Here is a 9,150-nt window from a genome sequence, read left to right on the forward strand (position 1 = left end):
CTAAAATTCGTTATAGATAAAGCCACCCTGACCTTGACCAAGGTAACTAAAGAAATAAAGTAGGGCTAGGAAAATGGCGAAATACAAGACCGTCTGCCCGATAAATTTATAAAGTGTTTTATGTTTCATAAGTTTCACTCTTCATTTTGATTGTTATTCACTATTTTACCATTTTTTATACCAAGTAAGCAATTTTAAACATAGTGAGAATGTGGTAGAAAACGTTATCATTTCAGATCATTCAAGCCGTTTAACGAAAGCATTTTTCTTTAATCAGTTTTCTGGTTGAAATCCTATTCTATTTCACAGTCCCCTGATGAATCAACTCCAGACACTTGTCCAGATCCACGTCTCTCTCGAAATGGCTAGGTGTCCAAGGAATCTCTATATCGGGTAGAACACCCTGATCCGTCATCCCTTTCCCTTGATCCACGCTTAAACAGCGAGAAGTGGGAAACATTAAACAAAAATCGCCATAATCAACTGTACAACAATTAGAGTAGTCTAGAATCCCGAGAGTTGGGCGACCCACCACCGTTACCTTCTTAAACTGCCTCATCATCTGAACAAAATTATCCCCAGAAGAAGCGCAGTAGATATCCGACAAGATAAAGATCTGTTCAGGATAGTGGCCTCCTCTGACCTCTGGGAAGAATTCCTCGCTTTCTTCCTTATATGCTACATAGCCTTTTCCCCGATAGTGTATCAAATTCTCTTTCATATCTTCAAGTAGCTTAACTGTTTCGGGACTAATTTCTTCCTGTTGCATCCAGGCCTCAAAGTCTTTCAAGCGCAGGTCAACATTGCGTTCCGTATAGAGAATTTCCATGCCATCATCGTCCCAGTCAAGCGAATCATAGCCCTGATCCTTCTCTAAGGCTAGATGTAATAGAGGGATATATAAAGAGTCTGTCCCTCCGCCGTTCTGTCGGACATCAATGATAAAAAACTTGACTTCCGTCATCATCGGTAAACACTCTTGGTATAAACGACCCAAAGATCCTTCATCCATAAAGTTATCCAGACGAAGATAAAGAATCTCATCGTCTAATCGTTTCCAAAAAATCTGATCCTGGATCGGTTCTCGACTGGGTACTACTTTAATGGTCTTTTCTATTCCTTCTCGAAGCAGGGTGACACTCGTTGACTGAGAGACCAACTCTGCCCATTCTCGGTAGTGTCTTTCAGGGGTCTTGCTGATAAAATAGTCTTTATGAAGAGAAGCTATCTGATCCAAGTCACTTCCATCCAGAGCTAGGATTTGATCTCCTACTTGAAGACCCGTATCTTCATTAGCTTCCTCAACATACAGTTTCTGTCCATTTATTCTCAAAAGAAACCCTTTTTGACTGGCCTTTTTATCTCGAAAGGAAACATGCCCGATCACCCCAAAACTAGCTAGGTAAGTCTTAACTTGATAGAGAAAGGCATCATCTGTCATATCATCTGTAATTTTTTCTCGAAAAGGCTCTGGGTCACATCCTTTTCGATCCTTGATGGTAGATGAATCATGGGTCATAATCGAGACGACATCTTCAAAAATAGCAGTCTTTTTCATAAAAGATTCCTTCATTTTTTTAGAAACAGTATACCACTTTTTCTTAAAAAGTTCTTAAAATCCTAAAAAACTATCCTAAAGTAGGATAGCCGTTATAGATTCTTTCTTTTCTTCGCTTTCTTTGTCAGAGCGACATCACAATTTTCAATCTCGCTAATCAATAGATTGGCAAGGCCAAAATCATCGATGTTCGATTTCATATTTACCTCATAGTTCAAGGTCAGTTGTTCTCCAGCTTGGGCCGTTGTGACAGAAATAAAGTCAATTTCTGAACAACTTTGGTCCAACAACTGGCTGATTTGTTCTGCAACAGAATCTTGTTTTGAGACGGTAATAGTCAAATGGCGGCGTCGTTGATGGTCTGCCTTACTCTGTTTGTTCTCCAATACCAGCCACACCCCTAGTAAAGAGAGGGTTGTTAAAATGGCCAATAAAAGATAGCCAGATCCAGCTGCCAGTCCTATAATCATAGCTAAGAAAATGGCAATCAACTCTCGAGAACCACTCGTAGCCGAACGAAAACGGATCAAACTAAAGGTCCCTGCCACTGCAATCGAGGTTCCCAAACTTCCATTGACCAAAAAGATCACTAAGGTCATCATACAAGGAAGCAAGGTCAAACTAATGACAAACTCTCGAGTGTAAAGTGTTCGGTATTTATAGGTCCAAGATAGGGCCAGCCCTAGAAAGAGGCTGACCAAAAGGGCCAGCAGCAAGCGCAAGGGATCCACCGTTGCTGTAGCATTATTAAAAATAGAATCAAATAGATTAGACATAGGCAGCACCTACCGTTTCTTGAACTGGTCTTGGGGCATAATCCAAGTCTTGTGATTTATGATAAGCACAGCTATATTTTGAAAATTTCTGTTTCACCAAACCATACTTCTCTAAAATATCCTTTAGCCATTTAGGTTCTTGGCCAGGAGCCTTAATTTCCATGATCACGAAGTCATCCTCTAGTAGAGGTTCTCCTTTATTCCCATCAAAAAGGCTAACAGCCTGGTCTAGAAAGACTAAGTTTTGATCGATTGTCACGCGAATCTTCTGATAAGGATAACCCTGAATGGATTTCTTTTCTTTGAGAGACAAACGATCATAATAAATGAACATCCGTGGTTCCAATCGATGACCATAACGTTTGCGCAATCTCTGAATCTCTTGCACTAAGTCTGGATCTTGTATCTGATGATCTACTTTCCCATCTGTCATCAAGTTGATAATGGCTTGCGAAGTGGCGACTAGACGGAATTTATGGCCAATTCCTTCTTCATCTTTTGACTTCACCTCTAGAAATACTGGACTGTCTGCTTGAGGTTTTTCTATATATGTCCGCATCCGAATTTTTTCACGGCGGTGTTGTTTGGCAAGAGCATCTTGAATGACATCAAAATTTTCCGTATCAAAATAAATGTTTGAAATGGTTGAAGTTGGGTAATCATCTTCTACGACGTATTCTTTTAAGTCTTTGATCAAGTCCTTCACGTCATCTTTTGCGACGATATATTTTGTTTCGATTCGTTTGAAACTTGTCTCAATTGTTTTTTTCATGTTTCTTCTCCTTTAAGGGGGATCTATTGTTTCTAACCTTCAGTAAGTATGAATACGACTTACGTGCTTTCTAGTTTAATGGGACTTTCTTAACTGGTCATTAAGCCAAACTTAAATAAAACTAAAGTTAAGGTTCCTTTCAGAAAAACTTTAGGAAACTTTCAGCTAGCAACTTTAGACTAGGAGCATATCAATTGAACGAGAGGAAAAGCTCATGAAATCAAACAAATGGAAATTTTTATTAACGGGGGCCGCAACCCTCACCTTACTGACAGCTTGTACCCAGGCGTCATCACAATCAGCTACAAAAAGCAATACTGCACAAACAACCGCTACTTCTACTTCAAAAAATAAAACAAACAATTCCAACTATTTTACAGATAAGGACAAGGACAGCTCTTATGATGAAAGCAAAGCATCTACTGTTAAACTGTCTGGTTCGTCTGCAAGTGTATCAGGTGACGGCGTAGCTGTATCTGGATCAACTGTGACCATCTCAAAGGCTGGAACCTATGTCATCTCTGGTGAATCCGATGGAGTTCAAATCAAGGTCGAAGCAAGTGACTCAGATGATGTTCACATCGTCTTGAAAGGCGTTACCATGACCAACACCAATGCGCCAATTTCTGCTACGAAAGCAGGACATGTCTACCTGACTCTAGCAGATGGCACGACCAATACCTTGTCTGATTCAAGTTCAAACAATGATGAAGATGCCGATGCGGTGATCTTCTCTAAAGGCGACCTCACCATCAATGGTTCAGGTACGCTCAACATTGACGCCAAGAAGAACAACGGTATCAAGGCCAATGACACTCTCCATATCACAGGTGGAACCTATAAGATCACGGCTGTAGGAGATGCCTTCAACGTCAATGATGAACTCAATATCACTGGCACGACCATGACCATCGATGCAGATGAAGATGCAGTCAAGGTGGATAATGATGAAGATACTTCGGTTGGAACCATGTATCTTTCAGACAACAAAATGACCATCACTGCAGGAGACGACGGAATCCATGCTTCTGGTGATCTGATCATCGATAGCGGAACCTATGAGGTAACAGAGTCTGTCGAAGGTCTCGAAGGAAAATCGATCACCATCAACGGTGGAGATATCACCATCTACGCAACTGATGATGGTGTCAATGCAGCCAATGCTAATGCCAACCAAGATGAAATTTTCTTCACCATGAATGGTGGAACCCTCAACGTTGAAGTTGGCCAAGGCGATACCGATCCAATTGATTCGAATGGAAATATCACCGTTACCGGAGGAACCATTAAATTAACGGGACAATCTGGATTCGACTTTGATGGTACTGCTACCTACACTGGCGGAGACATCTATATCAACGGTGAAAAACAAACTGAAATTGTCAACTCCATGCCTGGAGGCGGTGGTGCTCCCGAAGGTGGCGGACCTCAAGGCGATGGACCTGGAGGTGGGCATCCATAATAACAAATAAAGGCAGGATTTCTTCCTGACCTTTTTTTGTTACCCTTTTTATGATAGAATAGAAAATCAATCAGCTTATCGAAAGGAACATGATGAAAAAACAAACACTCCCTCTTTTCTTCACACTCTTGCTGTCTCTTCTTTTTCTATCAGCCTGTGTGCCGGATCTTAAGATCAACTTTAAAAAAGAACCAACAACTACCAGCTCAAAAAAGAAAACCTTTAAAAAAAGTAGCTCGAGTCGTTCAACTAGTTCAAATAGCTCAAGCAACTCCTCTAGCTCTTCTTCAACCACTACGCAGCCCTCTTCTGACATTGTCACAACCGAAGGACTCCCTAAAAATGCTCAAGAAGCACCCAAAGATAAAATTTATGCGACAGGGAACTTAAAAGTGGCCTACTCTAGAAATGGCGATACTATTTTTGCCCAGACGCCGGATTATGAAGGATATACCACTGCCCTTGTCCAAACAATTCTTGGGAATCCAGAGAAACAAATAACAGACCCTGCTTATATTGCCGAATCTTTTGAAAATACCGAATTAGAAAATATTAAAGGACTCTACCACGAGGGGAAAATCACAGGGGAACAAGCTCACGCTTTTTTGATAGAAGCTGTTGATCTCAAACAAGCTTCTAAATCCGGAGTAGACTATACCATTTACACCTATAAAAACAACACTATCCAACTGGTCTTTGAAAACGACCAACTTCTCTATATTACTCCAAATCCTGATGTCGTTTTCTTTAAATAATAAACATTCTCGCTAAACAAGCGAGAATTTTTGTTTCACATGAAACAAAAAACTCCCAACACATTCTGTTGGGAGTTCCCGAAGATTAGTCCTCTTCATATTTTTTTGGATTATAGAACCACATTCCGAGCCCTGCAAAAAGGACAATAGTCATCAGAAGGAAGGCCACTTGATTTCCAATTTCTCCTGTCATCGAAATCGTTTGACGAAGACCAGAAACGGTATAACTCATTGGCAAGAATGGATGAATGGCTTGGAAAAATCCATTTGTCAAAGCAAGAGGATAGGTTCCTGCACTAGAAGCCAATTGCAAGAGCAAGAGGATCAAGGAAAGGAAAGCACCGATCTTTCTTTGCCATGTTGTCAAAGCAGTCACGATAGACATGAAAGATACACTACCAATCACACAAAGGAAGAGAGTAGCCATCTCATGATTAGCTGATAAACCAATCAAGTGAACGGCACCATAGACCAAGACTCCTGCAATCACCGCAATCGTTCCGTTGACCTCAAAGCGAGATTTAAACCATGCCCAGCGACTTTCAGGATGACTGCCGGATGGTAGTTTTGCAAAGATCATGTTGGTTGACAAGGCACAAACAAAGAGAGCTACCGAGATCATATAAGGAGCCATTCCGACACCATTCACAGGGGTATTGTCATGGTCTGTTTTAGACAAAGTGACAGGATCTGCTAAGGTTTTAGCGTTTTCTTTTTCAGTTGTAGCCACATTCAATTGTCCCTTAGCATCGTTTAATCCTTGACTCAAGGTTTGGCTTCCTGTTGCTAATTCACCTAAACCATTTGTCAATGTTTGGCCACCTGCTGCTAATTTGCTGGACCCATCTGAGATTTGATTTGCACCGTCGGCTAGTTTATCAGCACCAGTCACCAATTGACCTGATTTTTCTGTCAACTGATTGACACCAGTGACAAGTTTGTTGACACCACTTGCCAACTCTGGAGTTTTGCTGTTCAATTGTCCTACACCGTCAGCTAATTTTCCAGCACCGGCAACCAATTCACCCGACTTACTTGTTAATTGGGTCGCTCCTGAAGCCAGTTGATTCATGCCTGATGTCAAGGCAGGCATCTTCCCATTTAACTCACCTAGACCAGAAGCTAATTGATTGCTTCCTGCAAGTAATTCTGATGATTTACTATCTAGTTGACCAACACCTGCTGCTAACTGACTAGCCCCATTTGTTAAAGTACTGCTATTGGTCTGAAGTTGGGTTGCTCCATTAGCGATTTTATCGACACCAGCTGTATAAGCGCCGATCCCTTGACTGATGGTTTGACTAGCTGGCAACAATTGTCCACTAACTGCGGATTGGATCTTAGACAAACCACTTGACAAGTCTGTCAAGGTAGAAGAAGCTGTCGGTAAAACTTGATTGGCTGCTGTTTGTAGTTGTGTCAAGCTATTTCCTGTATTCAAACTACCTTGGATCGTTTGAATCGTAGTTAAGATTCCTTGAGCCGCCGTTTCACTCGAGCTTGGGCTCGATGAGATCGCCGCATTGATTTCCGCTTGTTGGTCAGCTGTCATTGCTTGATAGGCTGCTGTCCCTTGTACACTTGCAAGGGCATTTGCACGATCCGCTTGGGCTGAAGCAAGGATTGATTGAGCCGAATTCGCAATACTCGTCAATCCAGACGACAGTTGGCTGGTATCTACTGAAGCATTTTGAATCGCTGCATTTAATTGGTTTAAACCAGCTGCCAATTGATCAATCTGAGCAGATTGGCTTGTAGAAGCTTGTAGCTGGCTTGATAATGTTTGAATACCTGATTCTAATTGAGAAACCCCATTTCGAAGGGTAGCAGATTGACTACTTAATTGACCCGCTCCCTCGGATAAAGTGGCAACTCCATTTGTATAGGTCACTAAACCATTTGAAAAGTTAGATAGACCCGAATTCAATTGACGCACACCTTTGGTATAATTCCCAAGACCATCATTGAGGGTCCCCATACCACTGGTTAATTGACCAACTCCTGAAGCCAACTGAGGGGTTTGACTCGCCATTTGATTGAGACCATTTCCTAATCGATCCACTCCGGTAGCGTAAGCCATCAAGCCTGTATTAAAAGTACCAAACCCATTATTTAATTGATTGACGCCAGATACCAAGTTTGGAAGTTGACCAGCCATTTGATTGAGACCATTTCCTAATTGACCAACACCATCTGTATAGGCTGCTAGACCTGTACGAAGAGTAGTCGCACCATCTGAAAATGCTAAGCTTGAACGAGCCAATGTATTCAAATTAGTAGATAGTGTTTGACCACCATCTTCCAATTTACTTGCACCATCTGCTAATTTAGCACTTCCATCTGCCGCTGTCCCCATACCAGTTTTAAGCGATCCCATTTTAGAAAATAAAGCTGTTGTATAAGTATTGGTCACTTTTTCAGCCACTGACTGCTTCATTTTTGTCATCGCAGTGTCGCTCATTTTCCCTGCGATAAAACTATGACCACTGGATGTTTGGTAATCAATGGTCATCTGTTCCGGATGATTGGTTAAGATGGAGCTAGCTTTTTTTGAAAGATCCTCAGGCAGGGTTACAATCATATAATAATCGCCATTTTTGAGACCATCTTTCGCAGCTTTCTCATCTACAAAATGAAAATCAAGTGAGTCATTGTCCTTCAAATTGGACGCCATGTCTTTTCCAATTTCCATCTTTTGTCCATTATATGTAGCAGATTGATCCTTATTGACAACCGCTACAGGAAGATCCGAAACCTTTCCATATGGATCCCACATGGAAGATAGAAAAATAATATTATAAAGAGCTGGAATCAAAGCAACTCCAATCATGACAATGATAAATGTTGGCTTTTTAAGAATAGCCTTCCATTCTTTCATCATATTTTTTGTCTCCTTTTTATACACATTGTCTAAATTTCTGATATAATAGATTATACAGTTTCTAGAAATTTTCACAAGTAGAAAATCTTATTTTTAGACACTGTGTATAATTTTGTGCAAAAAGGATTAACAGATGACTGAGAGCAATAAACGATTAAAAACAAAACGAAATATCGAGGAGGCGATGGTTCGACTACTCGAAAAGGAATCATTCGACCAAATCACAACGGTTGAGTTAGCACAAGAATCCGGCATTAGTCGCTCTAGCTTTTATACCCACTATCGAGACAAGTACGATATGATCGAGCGCTACCAACAAGCACTCTTTCACAAGCTTGAATATATCTTTGACAAACACCAAGACGACAAGCGCCAAGCGATTACGGAAGTGTTCGAATTTCTAACCAAGGAGCCACTCTTTGCGGTTCTTCTGACAGAGAATGGAACCAAGGAGATCCAGACCTTCTTACGACATAAATTACAGATTCTTCTGGTTGATAGTTTGCAAGAGCGCTATAGTCATAAATCATTAACAGATATTGAAAGAGTCTACAGTTCTGTCTATCTGACCAATGCCTTCTTCGGAGTCTGTCAAATGTGGGTTTCGCGCGGAAAAAAAGAAAGCCCTCAACAAATGGCTGAATTTTTAATGAAAATGTTACGGTAACAGTCTCTCCTGATCGATCTAGATCAGGAGTTTTTTTATTAGCAGGTTTAGGTTTTAAGAAAACAAAAAGGGGAGCAAAGCCAGAAATCAACCCTTTAAGACAAAATAAAAAGCCCACTGTAGTAGGCTTTCTGCAAAGTATATCTTAAAATTAAAGCATTTTGTTGTAGAATTCAACGACAAGTGCTTCGTTGATTTCTGGGTTGATTTCATCGCGTTCTGGAAGGCGAGTCAATGAACCTTCAAGTTTGTCAGCATCGAATGATACAAATGCTGGAC

8 protein-coding genes and 1 pseudogene are annotated in these 9,150 nt (G+C 40.9%); 3 read left to right on the forward strand and 6 right to left on the reverse strand.

Going from position 1 to position 9,150, the window contains the following annotated elements; all coding sequences use genetic code 11:
- The 4 genes from HMPREF2904_RS07960 to HMPREF2904_RS07975 form a co-directional block, all read right to left on the reverse strand.
- A complete protein-coding gene (locus HMPREF2904_RS07960) occupies positions 1 to 129 on the reverse strand; it encodes a teichoic acid D-Ala incorporation-associated protein DltX (RefSeq protein ID WP_003002102.1) in 129 nt (42 codons plus the stop codon).
- Between the two features lie 169 nt (positions 130 to 298).
- Positions 299 to 1,558 carry a S41 family peptidase gene (locus HMPREF2904_RS07965; protein ID WP_070661685.1) on the reverse strand — a complete coding sequence of 420 codons (1,260 nt, stop codon included), beginning with the start codon at positions 1,556 to 1,558 and terminating at the stop codon, positions 299 to 301.
- A gap of 92 nt (positions 1,559 to 1,650) precedes the next feature.
- Entirely contained in the window at positions 1,651 to 2,334 is a 684-nt protein-coding gene (locus HMPREF2904_RS07970) for a DUF4956 domain-containing protein (RefSeq protein ID WP_070661688.1), read from the reverse strand.
- Positions 2,327 to 3,106, reverse strand: coding sequence for a polyphosphate polymerase domain-containing protein (locus HMPREF2904_RS07975; RefSeq protein WP_070661691.1), 780 nt, complete (start codon positions 3,104 to 3,106; stop codon positions 2,327 to 2,329). Before HMPREF2904_RS07975 ends, HMPREF2904_RS07970 begins: the two co-directional genes overlap by 8 nt.
- A 214-nt stretch (positions 3,107 to 3,320) precedes the next feature.
- On the opposite strand from HMPREF2904_RS07975, the gene HMPREF2904_RS07980 reads away from it, so the two are divergent.
- Together HMPREF2904_RS07980 and HMPREF2904_RS07985 are read left to right on the forward strand one after the other, a co-directional pair.
- Entirely contained in the window at positions 3,321 to 4,568 is a 1,248-nt protein-coding gene (locus HMPREF2904_RS07980) for a carbohydrate-binding domain-containing protein (protein WP_070661694.1), read from the forward strand.
- Positions 4,569 to 4,660: 92 nt separating this feature from the next.
- Positions 4,661 to 5,323: a DUF4947 domain-containing protein gene (locus HMPREF2904_RS07985; RefSeq protein ID WP_070661697.1), complete on the forward strand. Its 663-nt coding sequence runs from the start codon at positions 4,661 to 4,663 to the stop codon at positions 5,321 to 5,323.
- Positions 5,324 to 5,408: 85 nt separating this feature from the next.
- On the opposite strand, the gene HMPREF2904_RS07990 is transcribed toward HMPREF2904_RS07985, so the two are convergent.
- Positions 5,409 to 8,204, reverse strand: coding sequence for a YhgE/Pip domain-containing protein (locus HMPREF2904_RS07990; protein ID WP_070661701.1), 2,796 nt, complete (start codon positions 8,202 to 8,204; stop codon positions 5,409 to 5,411).
- Positions 8,205 to 8,337: 133 nt separating this feature from the next.
- Here HMPREF2904_RS07990 and HMPREF2904_RS07995 point away from each other — a divergent pair, with 133 nt between their 5' ends.
- On the forward strand, positions 8,338 to 8,871 hold the full coding sequence (locus tag HMPREF2904_RS07995) for a TetR/AcrR family transcriptional regulator (RefSeq protein WP_003001962.1): 534 nt from the start codon (positions 8,338 to 8,340) through the stop codon (positions 8,869 to 8,871).
- A gap of 151 nt (positions 8,872 to 9,022) precedes the next feature.
- Here the strand turns inward: HMPREF2904_RS07995 and HMPREF2904_RS11520 are convergent.
- Positions 9,023 to 9,150 (reverse strand): annotated as a pseudogene (locus tag HMPREF2904_RS11520) (30S ribosomal protein S4); the annotation flags it as partial.

The organism is Streptococcus sp. HMSC072G04, from assembly GCF_001813295.1.
Lineage (GTDB): Bacteria > Bacillota > Bacilli > Lactobacillales > Streptococcaceae > Streptococcus.